The sequence below is a fragment of the Paenibacillus harenae DSM 16969 genome (assembly GCF_000422465.1).
Taxonomy (GTDB): domain Bacteria; phylum Bacillota; class Bacilli; order Paenibacillales; family Paenibacillaceae; genus Pristimantibacillus; species Pristimantibacillus harenae.
Genome location: NZ_AULV01000021.1, coordinates 61,295 through 77,719 on the forward strand (window position 1 = coordinate 61,295; position 16,425 = coordinate 77,719).

17 protein-coding genes, 1 rRNA gene and 1 riboswitch are annotated in these 16,425 nt (G+C 52.9%); all 18 genes read left to right on the top strand.

Going from position 1 to position 16,425, the window contains the following annotated elements; all coding sequences use genetic code 11:
• The first annotated feature begins 2 nt into the window (after positions 1-2).
• Complete coding sequence (nadB, locus tag H581_RS0108240) at positions 3-1,616, top strand: L-aspartate oxidase (RefSeq protein WP_028609603.1); 1,614 nt, start codon at positions 3-5, stop codon at positions 1,614-1,616.
• Positions 1,609-2,493 carry a carboxylating nicotinate-nucleotide diphosphorylase gene (nadC, locus tag H581_RS0108245; protein WP_028609604.1) on the top strand — a complete coding sequence of 295 codons (885 nt, stop codon included), beginning with the start codon at positions 1,609-1,611 and terminating at the stop codon, positions 2,491-2,493. Before nadB ends, nadC begins: the two co-directional genes overlap by 8 nt.
• Positions 2,490-3,263, top strand: coding sequence for a type III pantothenate kinase (locus tag H581_RS0108250; RefSeq protein WP_028609605.1), 774 nt, complete (start codon positions 2,490-2,492; stop codon positions 3,261-3,263). Before nadC ends, H581_RS0108250 begins: the two co-directional genes overlap by 4 nt.
• The gene (gene hslO, locus H581_RS0108255) at positions 3,263-4,165 is read left to right on the top strand and encodes an Hsp33 family molecular chaperone HslO (protein WP_028609606.1); all 903 of its coding nucleotides are present in this window, start codon (positions 3,263-3,265) and stop codon (positions 4,163-4,165) included. The genes H581_RS0108250 and hslO overlap by 1 nt, the downstream gene beginning before the upstream one ends.
• A gap of 18 nt (positions 4,166-4,183) precedes the next feature.
• Positions 4,184-5,149 carry a peptidylprolyl isomerase gene (locus H581_RS33405; RefSeq protein ID WP_051250565.1) on the top strand — a complete coding sequence of 322 codons (966 nt, stop codon included), beginning with the start codon at positions 4,184-4,186 and terminating at the stop codon, positions 5,147-5,149.
• A 127-nt stretch (positions 5,150-5,276) separates the two neighbouring features.
• Positions 5,277-6,215: a cysteine synthase A gene (gene cysK, locus H581_RS0108265; RefSeq protein ID WP_028609607.1), complete on the top strand. Its 939-nt coding sequence runs from the start codon at positions 5,277-5,279 to the stop codon at positions 6,213-6,215.
• 111 nt (positions 6,216-6,326) lie between these two features.
• Positions 6,327-7,931: an anthranilate synthase component I family protein gene (locus tag H581_RS33410; RefSeq protein ID WP_156889530.1), complete on the top strand. Its 1,605-nt coding sequence runs from the start codon at positions 6,327-6,329 to the stop codon at positions 7,929-7,931.
• The gene (gene pabA / locus H581_RS0108275; RefSeq protein WP_028609608.1) at positions 7,928-8,509 is read left to right on the top strand and encodes an aminodeoxychorismate/anthranilate synthase component II; all 582 of its coding nucleotides are present in this window, start codon (positions 7,928-7,930) and stop codon (positions 8,507-8,509) included. Before H581_RS33410 ends, pabA begins: the two co-directional genes overlap by 4 nt.
• Complete coding sequence (gene pabC, locus H581_RS0108280; RefSeq protein WP_028609609.1) at positions 8,506-9,390, top strand: aminodeoxychorismate lyase; 885 nt, start codon at positions 8,506-8,508, stop codon at positions 9,388-9,390. Before pabA ends, pabC begins: the two co-directional genes overlap by 4 nt.
• Positions 9,391-9,438: 48 nt before the next feature.
• Positions 9,439-10,287 (top strand): dihydropteroate synthase, encoded by an 849-nt coding sequence (gene folP / locus H581_RS0108285; RefSeq protein WP_028609610.1) that lies wholly within the window; start codon positions 9,439-9,441, stop codon positions 10,285-10,287.
• A gap of 144 nt (positions 10,288-10,431) precedes the next feature.
• Positions 10,432-10,818, top strand: coding sequence for a dihydroneopterin aldolase (folB, locus tag H581_RS0108290; protein WP_028609611.1), 387 nt, complete (start codon positions 10,432-10,434; stop codon positions 10,816-10,818).
• Complete coding sequence (gene folK, locus H581_RS0108295; RefSeq protein ID WP_028609612.1) at positions 10,796-11,350, top strand: 2-amino-4-hydroxy-6-hydroxymethyldihydropteridine diphosphokinase; 555 nt, start codon at positions 10,796-10,798, stop codon at positions 11,348-11,350. The genes folB and folK overlap by 23 nt, the downstream gene beginning before the upstream one ends.
• Entirely contained in the window at positions 11,302-11,514 is a 213-nt protein-coding gene (locus H581_RS0108300; RefSeq protein ID WP_028609613.1) for a helix-turn-helix domain-containing protein, read from the top strand. Before folK ends, H581_RS0108300 begins: the two co-directional genes overlap by 49 nt.
• A gap of 33 nt (positions 11,515-11,547) precedes the next feature.
• On the top strand, positions 11,548-12,594 hold the full coding sequence (dusB, locus tag H581_RS33415) for a tRNA dihydrouridine synthase DusB (protein WP_051250569.1): 1,047 nt from the start codon (positions 11,548-11,550) through the stop codon (positions 12,592-12,594).
• Between the two features lie 300 nt (positions 12,595-12,894).
• Complete coding sequence (greA, locus tag H581_RS0108310) at positions 12,895-13,371, top strand: transcription elongation factor GreA (RefSeq protein WP_028609614.1); 477 nt, start codon at positions 12,895-12,897, stop codon at positions 13,369-13,371.
• Positions 13,372-13,451: 80 nt separating this feature from the next.
• Positions 13,452-14,963: a lysine--tRNA ligase gene (lysS, locus tag H581_RS0108315; protein ID WP_028609615.1), complete on the top strand. Its 1,512-nt coding sequence runs from the start codon at positions 13,452-13,454 to the stop codon at positions 14,961-14,963.
• 137 nt (positions 14,964-15,100) lie between these two features.
• Positions 15,101-15,181, top strand: a riboswitch (cyclic di-GMP riboswitch).
• A gap of 13 nt (positions 15,182-15,194) precedes the next feature.
• Positions 15,195-15,998 carry a transglutaminase-like domain-containing protein gene (locus H581_RS0108320; protein WP_028609616.1) on the top strand — a complete coding sequence of 268 codons (804 nt, stop codon included), beginning with the start codon at positions 15,195-15,197 and terminating at the stop codon, positions 15,996-15,998.
• A 285-nt stretch (positions 15,999-16,283) separates the two neighbouring features.
• Positions 16,284-16,425: ribosomal RNA gene (locus H581_RS0108325) — 16S ribosomal RNA — on the top strand; the annotation flags it as partial.

A 16,425-nucleotide genomic window follows, 5' to 3' on the forward strand; every position in this document is an offset into this window, starting at 1 on the left:
CGATGATTCCTAGATATTTAGTCGATGTAAAGCTGGATGAGCTGCCTGTTATTGAAAAGGATGTCATCGTTATCGGGGCCGGCATTGCCGGTCTTTTTACCGCTATACGGGCAAGTGAGCATAACTCTGTCCTTATGATTACAAAGAAATCATTGATGGACAGCAATACGCGTTACGCCCAGGGGGGTATTGCCGCCGTCATTTCGGACGAGGATTCGCCGGCCTATCACAGGCAGGATACCTTGATCGCGGGGGCAGGCTTATGCTCGGACGAAGCGGTGGACGTGCTTGTGCATGAAGGTCCGAAAGGCGTACGCAGTCTGATTCAGATGGGTACGCAGTTCGATGTGGAGAATGGCGAGTTTGCGCTGACGAAGGAAGGTGCGCACAGCCAGCGGCGTATTTTGCATGCAAACGGCGATGCGACGGGGTTCGAGATCGTGCGAGCTTTGTCGGAAACCGCGGTTGCTAACCCGAAAATTGAAGTATGGGACGATCATTTTGTCATTGATTTGGTTACGGATGAAGGCGAGTGCTGCGGCGTTATCTTACAGAAGCCGGGCGGCCAACGGTTGTTCGTTAAAGGGAAAGCCACCATTCTAAGCTCCGGCGGCGCCGGCCAGTTGTATCGGTACACAACCAATCCGGAGGTTGCGACTGGAGACGGCATCGCAATGGCTTACCGGGCAGGAGCCTTTATCCGTGACGTGGAGTTTATTCAATTCCACCCGACCGCTTTGTGTTATCCGGGCGCGCCGCGCTTCCTGATCTCGGAGGCCGTTCGTGGCGAAGGGGCGGTTCTGCGCAATATCAAAGGAGAGCGCTTCATGGAGCGTTACCATGAGCAGCTAGAGCTTGCGCCGCGCGACGTAGTGGCGAGGGCGATTGTCAGCGAGATGGAGGAGACGAAGTCGACGTTCGTCTACATCGACATTACGCATGAGTCTGCGGAGATGGTGAAGCATCGTTTTCCTACTATATATGAATACTGTTTGAAATACGGACTGGATCTAACCTCGGACTGGATTCCGGTTGCGCCTGCGATGCACTACATGATGGGCGGCGTTAAAACCGATCTTAACGGGGAAACGAACATCAAACGATTGTTTGCTTGCGGAGAGGTTTCTTCAACAGGCGTGCATGGCGCCAATCGTCTCGCCAGCAACTCGCTGTCCGAAGCGATCGTATTCGGCAGACGAATCGTGAAGCGCATCGATGAATTAGCGGCTCTGGAAGCGGAGCCAAGCATTCAATATGAAAGCGAGCGGGTCTCGACGCAGGTTCAAGCGGTAGTGGAGAGAAGGCTGAAGCTGCAAAAAATAATGGTTCGATACGTGGGTCTGCGGCGTGATGCGAAGGGGCTTGCTAAAGGGCTTGAGGAGCTGAAGCGTCAGCTTCCGATCTATCAATCGATTTTATCGGAGCGCGAAGAATATGAATTCGCGAATTTGCTTACCTGCGCGATGCTGACGACGCAATCGGCTCTGCAGCGGGAGGAAAGCCGCGGGGCGCATTACCGGGAGGACTTCCCGGCACGCGACGATTTAATGTGGAGAAAGCATACGGTGCTGCACCGGCTGAGCGGATTGACGGAGGAGCGGATAGAAGATGTATGAATGGACAGCAGGCGGATATGATGCGGCCGTACGCGAGCAAATTCGCGGATGGCTTGCCGAGGACGTAGGAAGCGGAGACGTAACGACCGAGACGACGATTCCGAGGGACTCGCGGTCAAAAGCGGTTATCCATGTGAAGGAAAGCGGCGTTATCGCGGGCTTACCGGTAGCGAAGCTGGTTTTTGACGTGGTAGATCCGTCTCTTGTATTTGAAGCAAAAGTGCAGGATGGCGACCAGGTCGACAAAGGAAATGTTATTGCCGTGGTTGAAGGCAGCACGCACAGTCTTCTTATCGGCGAACGTTTGGCGCTCAACTTGATGCAGCGGCTGTCCGGCATTGCGACGAAGACGAACGCATTTGTAAATGCGCTTGAAGGACTGCCGGTCCGTCTTGTCGATACGCGCAAAACTACGCCGGGTCACCGTTTGCTGGAAAAGTATGCGGTGCGTGTCGGCGGCGGATCGAATCACCGCTTCGGATTATATGACGCGGTAATGATCAAAGACAATCATATTAAGGGCGCAGGCGGAATTAAAGCCGCTGTGGAAGCGGCGCGTCACAAAATCCCGCATACGATGAAGATCGAAGTGGAGACGGAATCATTCGAGCAGGTGGATGAAGCGATCGCGTGCGGAGCGGACATCATCATGCTCGATAATATGACGGCTGCAATGATGAAGAATGCGGTTGCGCGTATTAAACATGCGGCCCCTCATGTTATTGTAGAGGCTTCAGGCGGCGTAACGCTGGAGACGGTACGAGGAATCGCGGAAAGCGGCGTCGATGTCATATCCGTCGGCGGATTGACGTACTCGTTCCAAGCGCTGGATATCAGTCTGGATTTAAATGCGAAGAAGGGCGGCGATTCATTATGATCCTCGTCATTGATGTCGGAAATACGAATATCGTGCTGGGCATATACAAGGGTAAAGAGCTGCTGCATCATTGGCGGTTAAGCACAAACCGTTCGGCTACCGTAGATGAATACGGCATGAATATTCATAATCTGTTTCATTACGCCGGCGTTAAGCTGGATCAGATGGACGGCGTTATTATCTCATCGGTGGTTCCTCCTCTGATGCGTACGTTAGAGCAGCTTTGTCTCAAATATTTGCGCAAGACGCCTCTTGTAGTCGGTCCTGGCGTGAAAACAGGCTTGAACATCCGATACGAAAACCCTCGCGAGGTAGGCGCTGACCGAATCGTCAATTCTGTAGCAGGAATCGTGAAATACGGGACCCCGCTCATTGTCGTTGATTTTGGCACGGCCACAACCTTTGATTACATAGATGAAGGCGGCAATTATTTGGGCGGCGCGATTGTTCCGGGAATCGGGATTTCAACGGAAGCGCTGTATCAGAGAGCGGCTAAGCTGCCACGGATAGAGCTCATGAAGCCGAAGAGCGTCATTGGCAGAAATCCGGTAACCTCGATGCAAGCGGGTATTATTTTTGGTTATGCTGGGCAGGTTGATGGTATCGTAAGACGGATTCGGGCGGAATTCGGGGTAACGCCGCGCGTTATTGCAACCGGCGGCTTAGCGGAGTTAATTGCGGCTGAATCGGAAACGATAGAAGAGGTTGATCCGCTTCTGACGCTTGAAGGCTTACGAATAATATATGAACGCAATCAGGAGGGAATGTGATGGAAGAGCAGCTGAAGGACGTGCTTGTGCGGGGAACGGCTTGGGATGGCAAAATCCGCGTATTTGCGGCCTGTACAACTGAGCTTGTAGAGGATCATCGGCAGCGTCACGGCACGTATCCGACGGCAACCGCGGCTTTGGGACGCACGTTGACGGCTGGTGTGATTATGGGCGCTATGCTGAAAGGCGACGAGAAGCTTATGATCCAGGTAAAAGGCGATGGTCCGCTTGGCCAAATCGTCGTCGATGCGAACGCGAACGGCGAGGTCCGCGGCTATGTTGATCACCCTCAGGTTCATTTGCCGAGCAACGCGCAGGGGAAGCTGGATGTCGCGGGGGCTGTCGGCCGGAACGGGCATATCCATATTACGAAGGATTTAGGGATGAAGGATCCTTATCGCGGGAGCACTCCGATTGTTTCGGGCGAGCTTGGCGAGGACTTCACTTATTATTTCGCCGTGTCGGAGCAGACGCCGTCTGCTGTGGGACTGGGGGTACTGGTCGACACGGATAATTCCGTCATTCATGCCGGCGGGTTTATCGTGCAATTGATGCCGGGTCTAACGGATGAGGAGATTACAAGGCTCGAGCAGGCGATCGGCACGCTGCCTCCGGTAACGGCGCTGCTGGATCAAGGAGAGACGCCTGAAGGGATTTTGCGATGGATCGTCGGCGACGATTTGCAAATCTTGGACACGATGCATTTATCGCGCAAGAGCGGCAGCACAAGGGAACGCATAGAGCAAACGCTGCTCAGTCTGGGCGAACATGAGCTAAAGCAAATCATAGAAGAAGACGGTAAAGCGGAAGTCGTTTGTCAATTTAGCAACGATGTGCACACCTTTGACCGGGAGCAGCTCGAGCTGCTGCTCGCTCAAGCGAAACCGAAGCCGATCCAATAAATCGGAGGCAATAGGGCAATGAGGAAATACGAGGCGCTGAAGGCGGTTATTATCCTGCAAGCCGTATGTATGGTTGTTTTGACAGTCGTAGTTGTCATTAAAGCATGGCCGAATGAACATGCGCCTGCGAATGTCGGCAATGAAGGTAAGCCTGCTGCAACCGGGAGGCCTAATCCCGTTCCTAAGCCGAATGGGGACGCCGTTGCCAGAGTTGGCGCGGATGTGATTACAGCCGAAGAGCTTGAGGAAGAGCTGTATAGGCAGCATGGCGACACCGTTTTAAGAACGATGATGGTACACAAAGCGATTGAACTCGAAGCGGAAGCCGCGAAGCTTCACGTGCTGCCGGAAGAGCTTGACCGCGAGCTGGAGAACATGATGGAGGGCTACGAAAGTGAAGAGCGCTTCCTCGAGGTTATGCGGGGGCAGCTGGGCCTCTCTAAGGAGCAGCTGTTGGCTGATTTGCGTTACAAGCTTCTGCTTGAGAAAATAGCCGTCCGCAGCGTTAATGTAACCGATAAGGAGATTGACCGGTACATCGAGGAGCATCCGGAGGAATTTAGCGCAAAGGAGCAGCTTCATCTCAAATGGATTTTAACCGAATCCGAACGGGAAGCGGACTCACTGCTGCAGCTGCTAGTGGCTGGCGGGGATTTTGATTTGCTTGCGCGTACCTACTCCATGGATTCGTATACGGCGGATACAGGCGGTGATCTCGGACTGATTGATGCGGATGACCCGTTCTACGACCCGGAAATGTTGGAAACGGCAAGCCGGCTGCAAATCGCGGAAACGGCCGGACCGATTCAGGTGGATGGCGGTTACGCCATTATCCGCTTGGTAGAGAGACAGACGACGACGGGTCTCAGCGGGCAAAGGCTTCATGATACCGTACGGAAGCAGCTGGCGCTTGAGAGAGCTGATTCTTTAAATGTGCTGGAGGACAAGCTTCTAACGAAATATGAAGCAGTCAAAACGGAATAATTACACAGATGATATCGGGTTTTCCTTCATAGCGGAAAGTCACTATTGACAACGGATACAAGACATTGTTAAGATGTAATTAGCGAAAACCAACTGAATTAGTCGGAATAAGGAGGCTTTTATATCCATGGCTAGAATTGTGCAAAGCGTTACAGAACTTATCGGGGATACTCCACTTGTTCGTTTGAATCGTCTCGTACCTGAAGGCAGTGCGGAAGTCTATGTGAAGCTTGAATATCAAAATCCGGGCGCAAGCGTAAAGGACCGCATCGCTATCAGCATGATTGAGGTAGCGGAGCAAGAAGGAGTTCTCAAACCGGGCGATACGATTATCGAGCCTACAAGCGGCAACACGGGAATCGGCCTTGCACTTGTAGCGGCAGCCAAAGGCTACAAGGCGATTCTGGTTATGCCGGAAACCATGAGCATGGAGCGCCGCAACCTGCTTCGCGCTTACGGCGCTGAGCTTGTATTGACGCCAGGCTCCGAGGGAATGAACGGCGCGGTTCGCAAAGCGGAAGAACTCGCTGCAGAGAATCCGTCCTACTTCCTGCCGCAGCAGTTCAAGAACCAAGCGAACGTGAAGATCCACCGCGAGACAACCGGTCCGGAAATCGTGGAAGCGATCAATTCGCTTGACGGCAAATTGGATGCATTCGTTGCCGGTATCGGCACAGGCGGAACGATTTCGGGCGCCGGCGAAGTGCTGAAGAAGAACTTCGAAGGCATTAAGATTTATGCGGTTGAGCCGGCTGCGTCCCCAATCCTGTCGGGCGGCAAGCCAGGGCCTCACAAGATTCAAGGGATCGGCGCTAACTTTGTGCCTGATATTTTGAACCGTGAGATTTATGACGGCGTTATTACGATCGAGAACGAAGAAGCGTTCGAATACGCACGCCGCGCAGCGAAAGAAGAAGGAATCCTTTGCGGCATTTCCTCCGGCGCAGCGATTTATGCAGCGCTGCAGGTGGCGAAGGAGCTTGGCGCCGGCAAACGTGTCGTGGCGATCGTTCCAAGTAACGGCGAACGTTACCTTTCCACGCCGTTGTTCAACTTTGAAAACTAGCAGCAGGCCAATATCGGAAAGCCTTTCATTCCTCGGGATGGAAGGCTTTCTTTTTGCCGCGCAGTTTTGTATACTGAGCAAAATAAGTCAAGCTATCGGGGGTTGAAGGTGATGGTCACCGCTTTGGAGCAGTGGATTCGGTGGCACGCCGAACGGCAATATACGACGCTGCCTATCTTGAAGGAGCTGCCGTTTCAATGGAAGGGACGGACGAGCGTTACGTCCTGGGAAGAAGTATGGCAGGATGCATCTCCCTATGCATTTGTGCTGGAGAGCGGGAAGGCTGGCCGGTATACCTATTTGGGTCTGCACCCGGATGGCGTAATTAGAGGGAAAGGGCAAGCGGCGGAATCGGTGCAGTTCGAGTTGCTCGAAGGACAGACGAGACGGCAGTGGCGAGGCAAGCCGCTAGAGGTTGTGCGGGAGTGGATGAGCGGTCACCGCGGTCCAAGGCTTGATGGAGGACCGAAGTGGATTGGCGGCTGCGCCGGCTTCTGGAGCTATGACGTCATACGGTCAATTGAACGTCTGCCGTCCCATGCCAGAGATGATACGAATATACCGGACTATCTTTTTATGCTGATGAACGAGCTGTGGATTGTTGATCATGAGCAGGCGAAAGTTTACTGCGTCGTCCATTCCGCTATTGATCCGGAAGCAAACGAGAACGAGCTGCGAGCAACGTATGAGCGTGCGCTGTCGAGGGCTGAAGGGATGAGCGACTATTGGCTTACCTGGTTTGAAGCGAGCGAAGCGCAGGAGAAGGCTGACAAGCTTCGCGCGGAGCGCCTGAGGCTGACGGAAGGTGATCTGCTTCAAATGGACGTCGAAACGATGACGGGGCTAACGTCGCCGTTCACGAAGGAGGCGTATATGGACGCTGTGCGGCGCATCCGGCGGTACATCGAACAGGGTGACGTTTTTCAGGTCAATCTGTCAGTCCGTCAGAGCCGGGCAACCGCGATATCCCCGGAGGAGCTGTATGAATGGCTGCGGCTGTTCAATCCATCGCCGTATATGGGCTTTCTGCGCTGTCCCGACTTTCAGCTCGTATCGGCTTCGCCGGAGCTGCTCGTCGAGCTCGGCGGGGATAAGCTCGTAACGCGCCCAATCGCTGGCACGAGGCGGCGCGGGCGGACGGAAGAGGAGGATTTGCGCCTTGCCGAGGAGCTGCGCTCGAACGAGAAGGAGAGAGCCGAGCATATTATGCTCGTCGATTTGGAGCGGAACGACCTTGGACGCATATCGGCTTACGGAACGGTTAAAGTAGAGGAGCTTATGGTCATCGAGCAGTACTCGCATGTCATGCATCTCGTCTCCCAGGTAGAGGGACGATTGGCGGAAGGGAAAGACGCTTATGATGTCATTGCGGCGACTTTTCCGGGAGGAACGATTACCGGGGCTCCGAAGATCCGCACGATGGAAATTATCGAAGAGCTGGAACCCGTGCGAAGAGGCCCCTATACCGGCTCTCTGGGGTGGATTGACTACAATGGCGATATGGAATTTAATATTATTATACGAACGATGACCGTACAGGACGGAGTCGTACATGTTCAAGCGGGAGCGGGCATCGTGATCGATTCCGAACCCGAGCGGGAATATAAGGAGTCCTTGAACAAGGCGAAGGCGTTATGGAAGGCCATGCAATACAGTGAACGGTTCGCTTCGGGCGAACGAATAACGGAAGCCGATAAAGGGGGAGCGTTACAATGATACTCGTAATCGATAATTATGATTCTTTCACGTACAACCTGGTGCAATATTTAGGAGAGCTTGGAGAAGAAATTACGGTGAAACGCAATGACGAGATCGATTTGGCCGGCATAGAAGCGTTAGCGCCGGATCATATTCTCATATCGCCAGGGCCTTGCTCACCGAACGAAGCGGGTATCAGTCTGTCGCTTATCGAGCATTTTAAAGGAAAGATTCCGATTTTCGGCGTATGTCTCGGTCATCAATCGATCGGACAAGCGTTCGGCGGGGAGGTCGTGCGGGCAGAAAAGCTGATGCATGGCAAAACGTCGGAAATCCATCATGCCGGCAAATCGATTTTTGCGGGCATGCCGTCGCCGTTCACCGCTACTCGCTATCATTCCCTGATCGTCCGCCGCGAGACGCTGCCTGACTGCCTGGAGATTACAGCGGAAACCGTTGAAGGCGAAATTATGGGCCTGCGTCACAAGGAATATGCCATTGAAGGGGTGCAGTTCCACCCGGAATCGATTATAACGGAGCACGGACTGACGATGCTTCGTAATTTCTTGCAAGCTCGGACGGGCGAGGCGCGATGATCGTCGCGCTGAACGGCTCCGTTAAGGATGCAAGCGAAGCCGTGATCTCTGTATATGATCACGGTTTTTTGTACGGTATCGGTTTATTTGAAACCTTCCGCACCTATAAGGGAAAGCCTTATTTGCTGGATCGTCATCTGAGTCGTCTGCACTCGGGCTGCGAGCAGCTTGGCATTACCTATCGCGCCGATCTTGACGGAATCACCGCTCTCGTAAGGGAGCTGCTCGCCGCGAACGGGTTGGAGGACGGTTACGTGCGCCTGACGGTAAGCGCAGGCGAAGGCGAGCTTGGTTTGCCTGCAGGCGATTATGAGCAGCCAAGCGAGCTGCTCCTTGTCAAAGCGCTGCCTGCCGTTTCGGAAGCGGCGCATCTGCGCGGGAAGGAGCTGCGGCTGCTAAGGACGCTTCGCAATACGCCGGAAGGCGAGACCCGGTTCAAATCGCTTCAATATATGAACAATATCATTGCGAAGCGAGAGCTTCTCGCCAGCGGCGCTTCGCCGGGGGCGGAAGGGGTAATGCTCAGCCGGGACGGATGGCTGACGGAAGGGATTGTCAGCAATTTATTCTTTGTTCAGGCTGGCGTTGTTTATACCCCTTCCATCGCCACGGGAATTTTGCCCGGGATTACGCGGGCGAAAGTACTGGAGCTTGCCCGGGAAACGGGCTATGAGACGAAGGAAGGGCTGTACAGCTGGGAGCGGCTGCTTGAATCCGATGAAATATGGTTAACCAATTCGATTCAAGAGCTCGTGCCGGTTACGTCCTTAACGGATATGGATGGTCGAAGCACGGCCATCGGTCCCTCGGAAGCGGGCCCAATCACGAAGCGGCTGTTATCGTTATACCGGGAAACTACGAAATATAAGGAGCAATTATGAATATGGCATGGAAGCTGCAGCGATAAATAAGGATGGCGGTGATCTGACATGAACCGGAAACCAGAATTCCGAAAGCGAACTTATGACCTGGGCAGCGGGGTGACTCTCGTACTGGGTGAACGCACCTTAATTATGGGAATATTGAATGCGACTCCGGATTCCTTCTCCGACGGCGGTCGTTATAACCAAGTGGACGCAGCGGTCGCGCATGCGCGTGCGATGGTGAAGGAAGGCGCCGATCTGCTGGATATCGGCGGCGAATCGACAAGGCCCGGCTTCGAGCCCGTGCCGCTGGAGGAGGAGCTTCGGCGAATCCTGCCCGTCATACGTGCCGTACGCGAAGCGCTGCCGCACGTGCCGTTGTCGATCGACACGTACAAAGCCGAAGCCGCACGCCAAGCTTTGGAAGCCGGCGCGCATATCATCAACGACATCTGGGGTCTGAAGGGCGACCCCAACATGGCCGCAGTCGCGGCCGAATATGGCTGTCCCGTTATACTCAGCCATAACCGCCACGCCCGGGACTATAACGACCTTGTCCCGGACGTGCTCGCCGACCTGCAGGGCAGCGTCGCCATCGCACGCACAGCCGGCGTCGCCGAAGACCGGGTGTGGCTGGACCCCGGCATCGGCTTCGCCAAGAACCACGACGACAACCTCGAGCTGCTCGGCCGTCTGTCTGAACTGACCGCGCTCGGCTATCCGGTGCTGCTGGGCACCTCGCGCAAGCGGTTCATCCGGCAGACGCTGAACCTGCCGGTGGAAGAGCTTGCCGAGGGGACGGCTGCGACCGTCGCCCTCGGCATCGCGCATGGCTGCCAGATCATGCGCGTGCACGACGTCCGCGCGATGAAGCGGACCGCGCTGATGGCGGACGCGATTATGTACCGCAGCTAGCCGATGGCCAGCTTCCGAATTTGAAAAATTTTCATTGATACGAGCTTATGCCGCTTAAGGAGGCGCTGACCAGGGCTGAATAAAGAGCTTACGGACCATGCACGGCGTCTGCCATAAAGCTGTACGGATTGGAGAGAGAATCAAATGGATACGATGATGATTAAAGGAATGAAATTTTACGGCTACCACGGCGTTTTCCCGGAGGAGAATAAGCTGGGCCAGCAGTTTTACATCGATATTGAGCTGCGTATGGACTTGGAGAAAGCTGCGCAAACGGACGACCTCAGCTATACGGTTAATTACGCGGACATCCATGCTTTTGCGAAAAAAATCGTCGAAGGGCCGCCGTTTAAATTAATCGAGGCCTTAACGGGTCACATTGCATCGCGGGTTTTGGAAGCTTATACTATGGTAAATGAAGTGACGGTTCGAGTAACGAAGCCGCATCCGCCGTTCGACATCCATTTTGACGGAGTCACGGTTGAGCTGCGCAGAAAGCGGGACGCAGATGGACGAACAATTCCCGCCTGACGGCGCTTGGACGGAAGCTTATATCGCATTAGGCTCTAATATAGGCGATCGCGAGCAGCTGCTGCGGGAAGCGATCTTGCTGATTGACCAGCATTCTGCCATCGAGGTAAGCAGAGCATCGGGCATTTACGAGACCGATCCGGTCGGTTATACGGATCAGCCCGCTTTTCTCAACATGGCACTGGCTGTAAGGACGATGCTGCCGCCTGTGGAGCTGCTTCGCCGGCTTCTGGCCTTCGAGCAGCAGTTGGGCCGCGTCAGGCACATACGTTGGGGACCGAGAACCATTGACCTCGATCTTCTCCTATATCATAATGTCAGAATGGATCAAGAGGAGCTGACGCTGCCGCATCCGCGCATGATGGAACGGTCGTTCGTTCTCGTGCCGCTGCATGATGTGCTGGAACCCGGGCATCCTCTGCAGGAGCAAGTGAAGGCAGCGTCCGAAGCGGCGCTTCGGGACGGAAAGGAAGGCATTACGTTATGGAAAACAATCAATTGGCGCAGCGCGTCAGAGCCTTTCGGAAACTGAAGGGTTATACTCAGCAAGAGCTGGCCAAGGAGCTTGGCGTATCGGTGGCCGTTCTCGGCTCACTTGAGCGCGGGACGAGGAAGACAGACCCTAAGCTGTTGGGTCACATTGCCAAAACATTAGGAATCAGTTATGAAGAACTGATGTCCATTGATCGTGAATAGGTTAAATAAAGCAGAAGAGGAGCAAGGAGCGACATGCTGAAAATCGGAGACATCGAGATGAAGAACAGAGTGGTGCTGGCGCCGATGGCAGGCGTGTGCAACCCGGCTTTTCGATTAATTGCCAAAGAATTCGGAACAGGTCTTGTATGCGCGGAAATGGTCAGCGACAAGGCGATTTTACACGGGAACAAGCGAACGATGGAGATGCTGTTCGTCGATGAGCGCGAGAAGCCGCTTAGTCTGCAAATTTTCGGAGGCGACCGGGAATCGCTGGTGGAAGCCGCGAAGGTTGTCGATCAGCAGACCAATGCGGATATTATCGATATCAATATGGGCTGCCCGGTGCCGAAGGTGACGAAATGCGATGCGGGCGCGCGCTGGCTGCTGGACCCGAATAAAATTTACGAGATGGTGTCGTCGGTCGTGGATGCCGTACAGAAGCCGGTAACGGTGAAAATGCGCATCGGCTGGGACGACGAGCACATCTATGCCGTTCAGAACGCGCAAGCCGTTGAGCGCGCAGGCGGCAAAGCGGTCAGCGTACATGGACGTACGCGCGAACAGTTGTATACGGGCAAGGCGAATTGGGACATTATAAAGGATGTTAAGGATGCGGTATCCATCCCTGTAATTGGAAACGGCGACGTATTCTCCCCGGAAGACGCGAAGCGGCTTCTGGAGCATACGGGCTGCGACGGCGTGATGATCGGCCGCGGTGCGCTCGGCAATCCATGGATGCTGTACCGGACCATCCAATATTTGACGAACGGAGAACTGCTCTCGGACCCGTCGCCGCGCGAGAAGATAGAGGTGGCTATCCTGCATCTGAACCGGTTAATCGCCCTGAAGAATGAAGCGGTAGCTGTACGCGAGATGCGCAAGCATCTGGCTTGGTATCTGAAGGGATTGCCCGGCGGTGCCCGCGTGAAGGATGTTATTATGGAAGAAACGGGTCGTGACCGCATGGTAGCGATCTTGGAGAACTACGTCCGGTCCCTAGAAGAGGATACGGAATTTCAACCGGGGAGTGCCGCTTCTTCAGGCGGGAAATCGTCCGCTGCGGAAGAGATTGCCTACTGATTTGCATAGATCGGCGGCGAATGCATGCGTGCGGCAAGTGTTATCCGACATCATTCGACACAAGCCGCTTCTACGCGGCTTCTGTTTCGCCCAGGAACAATGAAACGGTTTCACTGGTTCGTCTGGCTTTGATTGACATTCAGGATACCTTGCAATATAATCTTGCAATATAATCTAACCTCACATCACGGGCGCGCTTCCAACGGCTCTAGGTATGATGGCAATGAAGCGTAATATATTAGGTATCAGTGAATTCATACAAGGTATGAAAATAAGTCACACGACAGGAGAATCGGAAAGATGAACGATAAGCAAATCATTCTGACTCAAGAAGGGCTGCGAAAGCTCGAAGATGAATTAGAGAACCTGAAGTCAGTCAAGCGTCGTGAAGTGGCGGAGCGAATAAAGATAGCGATCGGTTACGGTGATATCAGTGAGAATTCGGAATACGAGGACGCCAAGAACGAGCAAGCTTTTATTGAAGGCCGCATCATAACCCTTGAGAAAATGCTGCGTAACGCGCGCATTATAAATAACGATGATATTGATATTGATACGGTGAGCATTGGTTCGATCGTAACGGTCGAGGATCTCGAGTTTGGCGATACGATGGAATACTCCATTGTAGGCACGGCCGAATCTGACCCGCTGCAAAACAAAATTTCGAACGAGAGCCCTGTCGGCAAAGCCATTTTGGGCAAGAAGAAGGGTACTGTCGTCGAAGTCAGCGTACCGGTCGGCATCATTCAATACAAAATTCTCGATATCAAAAAATAAGGTTTGCTAGGGTACGGATCGGAAAGCTTCCTTGTTGGAAGCTTTTTGAACGTTAACGAGCGTATCAAGGAGATGAAGAAGTGGAACATGAGAATAACAACGAGCAGGAGCTGAGCGAGCTTCTGCAAATTCGCAGAGACAAGCTGGATGAGCTTCGGGCACTAGGGGTAGACCCTTTCGGACGGAAATTCGAACGCACTCATAACGCAAGAGATATTGTACAAGCATACGAAGCGGCGTCGAAGGAAGAGCTGGAAACGCAGGCGGTGAAGGTTAGCATCGCAGGTCGCATTATGCAAAAGCGCGGCATGGGGAAAGCGGGCTTTGCCCACATCCAGGATTTGAGCGGAAAAATTCAAATCTACGTACGGAAGGACACCGTCGAAGAGTATAAATTTGCAGCATTCGATTTGCTTGATATCGGCGATATTGTCGGCGTTCACGGCGTCGTTTTCAAGACGAATACAGGCGAGGTATCGGTCAAAGCGCTTGATGTCGAGGTGCTGACGAAGTCCTTGCTTCCTTTGCCTGACAAGTATCACGGCCTGAAGGATGTTGAGCTCCGTTACCGCCAGCGGTATGTGGACTTGATCGTTAACCCGGACGTACAGCAAACCTTTATTACCCGTTCCAAAATCGTTCAATCCATGCGCCGCTACCTGGATTCCCGCGGCTACTTGGAGGTTGAGACGCCGACGCTGCATGCGATTGCCGGCGGGGCGGCAGCCAAACCGTTCATCACGCACCACAACGCGCTGGATATGCAGCTCTATATGCGGATCGCGATTGAGCTGCACTTGAAACGGCTCATTGTAGGCGGACTGGAGAAGGTCTACGAAATTGGACGCGTCTATCGGAACGAAGGCATTTCGACGCGCCACAATCCGGAATTTACGATGATCGAGCTGTATGAGGCGTATGCCGACTACAAAGACATCATGGCGTTAACCGAGAATCTGATTGCTCATATCGCGCAGGAAGTGCTCGGAACGATGAAAATTACTTACCAGGACCATGAAGTGGATTTGACTCCGCAATGGCGCCGCGTATCGATGGTTGAGCTTGTTAAGGAAGCGACGGGCGTTGATTTCAGTGTCGAGATGAACGACGAGGAAGCGCATCGCCTGGCGAAAGAACACAAGGTTGCCGTTGAACCGCATATGACATTCGGTCATATCGTAAATGCTTTCTTCGAGCAATTCTGCGAGCACACGCTGATTCAGCCGACGTTCGTCACCGGGCATCCTGTAGCAATTTCGCCGCTTGCGAAGAAGAGCGATGCCGACCCTCGTTTTACGGACCGGTTTGAGTTGTTTATCGTAGCCCGCGAGCACGCGAATGCCTTCACCGAGCTTAACGATCCGATCGATCAACGCGAGCGGTTCGAGTCGCAGCTTGTCGAACGCGAGCACGGCAATGACGAAGCTCATGAAATGGATGAAGATTTCATCCGCGCGCTGGAGTACGGCATGCCGCCTACCGGCGGACTTGGCATCGGTATCGACCGGGTGATCATGCTTCTCACCAATTCGCCGTCTATCCGCGACGTGTTATTGTTCCCGCATATGAGAGACCAGCGTTCAGGCGAATAAAATAAAACCGTCGGATCCTAACGGACCGGCGGTTTTTTGCGCTTATTGACAGAAAATATGGCAAATTTTGCTCTTTTTTTTGCTATAACGTATTGAATTAGAAGATTCATATGTTACTATTGCATTAATAAAGCTTTACCCGATAACGGCAAACCTGTCGAAAGGCAGGGACGCAAAGCTAAAGGGCCTTCCAGCAGGATGGCAGCCTGGCCGCCGAAAGGAGTTTTATTTATGCGCAAATATTTATTGTTCGTGACAGCGTTTTTTATTCTTTTTGCATCGACAAATGGATATGCGGTACAAGCAAGCAGCCCGGAGTGGTTAGACCAATCCAATCTGGAACGAGGCGTGGTGTCGGTTCGCTATGCCGCAAATGCCAAAGCTAAGATAAAACTGATGGTTGCGAAAGGGAATGAGAAGTATACATACAACTTAACCTCCGGGAAAAAGGAGGAGTTCTTCCCGCTGCAGCTTGGCAACGGTGAATATACGATTACTTTGCTCGAGAATGTTTCAGGAAATAAATATAAGCTTATTAAGAAAGAAACGGTAGAGCTGGATATGAAGGACAATCGAGCGGTTTATTTAAACTCGGTGCAAAATATTGCGTGGACAAGCACAAGCAGCGCGATTGCTAAAGCCCAACAATTGACTAAAGGACTTAAAACCGATATTGAGAAAGTTAAGGCGGTTCACGACTATATCATAACCAATATCAATTACGACGAGAAGCTTGCTGCCAATGTGCGGGCAGATTACATCCCTAATATCGACGACACGTTCAAATCGAAAAAAGCGATTTGCTACGGTTACGCTTCATTATCTGCAGCCATGCTTCGAAGCCTGGATATTCCGGCTAAGCTCGTAATGGGAAGCTCGACTTATGTGGAGACGTATCATGCTTGGAATGAGGTATGGCTGGACGGTAAATGGGTAACGATCGATACGACGGTTAATGCGGCGCTTAAGAAAAGCAAGAAGAAAATCGAGCTGAAGAAAGATCCGGCGAAATATACGGCGGACAAGCACTATTAATGAATGAGAGGTTAGCGAGTTGGCGTGAGAGCGCTCAACTCGTTATTTTTTTACGGTTGTAGTTGGAGCAAGAACGGTTTCTGTGATTCTTTTACTATTATCAAAAATAATGCTTGCAATCGTATAGGCAAACGTGATATATTATCTAAGTCGCCGCTGAGAGACACACGGCTGACGTGAAAGAAAAGATTGTTCTTTGAAAACTGAACAACGAGTGAAACTGCCCCGTTAATCCTCACGGATTAATGGAAAAGCGATAAAAAAGTAATGAGTCATCAACTAACCAATTTGGAGAGTTTGATCCTGGCTCAGGACGAACGCTGGCGGCGTGCCTAATACATGCAAGTCGAGCGGAGTTATTCCTTCGGGAGTGACTTAGCGGCGGACGGGTGAGTAACACGTAGGTAACCTGCCTGTAAGACCGGGA